The organism is Pseudomonas sp. IT-P218 (assembly GCF_949767605.1).
Lineage (GTDB): Bacteria > Pseudomonadota > Gammaproteobacteria > Pseudomonadales > Pseudomonadaceae > Aquipseudomonas > Aquipseudomonas putida_AE.
Genome location: NZ_CATKQQ010000051.1, coordinates 1 through 1,248, shown reverse-complemented (window position 1 = coordinate 1,248; position 1,248 = coordinate 1). Strand labels below are relative to the sequence as shown.

Below are 1,248 nucleotides of genomic sequence, written 5' to 3'. Positions count from 1 at the left end.
TCGAACTTTCGGTTCTTTCGTCTTCACACACCGCAATCTGGTCTCTCTCGAGTTCGCAAATTGCTTGGGTGTTATATGGTCAAGCCTCACGGGCAATTAGTATTGGTTAGCTCAACGCCTCACAGCGCTTACACACCCAACCTATCAACGTCGTAGTCTTCGACGGCCCTTCAGGGGACTCAAGGTCCCAGTGAGATCTCATCTTGAGGCTAGTTTCCCGCTTAGATGCTTTCAGCGGTTATCTATTCCGAACATAGCTACCCGGCAATGCCACTGGCGTGACAACCGGAACACCAGAGGTTCGTCCACTCCGGTCCTCTCGTACTAGGAGCAGCCCCTCTCAAATCTCAAACGTCCACGGCAGATAGGGACCGAACTGTCTCACGACGTTCTAAACCCAGCTCGCGTACCACTTTAAATGGCGAACAGCCATACCCTTGGGACCGGCTTCAGCCCCAGGATGTGATGAGCCGACATCGAGGTGCCAAACACCGCCGTCGATATGAACTCTTGGGCGGTATCAGCCTGTTATCCCCGGAGTACCTTTTATCCGTTGAGCGATGGCCCTTCCATACAGAACCACCGGATCACTAAGACCTACTTTCGTACCTGCTCGACGTGTCTGTCTCGCAGTCAAGCGCGCTTTTGCCTTTATACTCTACGACCGATTTCCGACCGGTCTGAGCGCACCTTCGTACTCCTCCGTTACTCTTTAGGAGGAGACCGCCCCAGTCAAACTACCCACCATACACTGTCCTCGATCCGGATAACGGACCTGAGTTAGAACCTCAAAGTTGCCAGGGTGGTATTTCAAGGATGGCTCCACGCGAACTGGCGTCCACGCTTCAAAGCCTCCCACCTATCCTACACAAGCAAATTCAAAGTCCAGTGCAAAGCTATAGTAAAGGTTCACGGGGTCTTTCCGTCTAGCCGCGGATACACTGCATCTTCACAGCGATTTCAATTTCACTGAGTCTCGGGTGGAGACAGCGCCGCCATCGTTACGCCATTCGTGCAGGTCGGAACTTACCCGACAAGGAATTTCGCTACCTTAGGACCGTTATAGTTACGGCCGCCGTTTACCGGGGCTTCGATCAAGAGCTTCGCGTTAGCTAACCCCATCAATTAACCTTCCGGCACCGGGCAGGCGTCACACCCTATACGTCCACTTTCGTGTTTGCAGAGTGCTGTGTTTTTAATAAACAGTCGCAGCGGCCTGGTATCTTCGACCGGCGTGGGCTTACGCAG

General features: G+C 53.3%; 1 rRNA gene. It reads right to left on the bottom strand.

Features of this window, described 5'->3' with window-relative positions:
* Window positions 1-75: 75 nt before the first annotated feature.
* A 23S ribosomal RNA gene (locus tag ACM6I6_RS22610) occupies window positions 76-1,248 on the bottom strand; the annotation flags it as partial.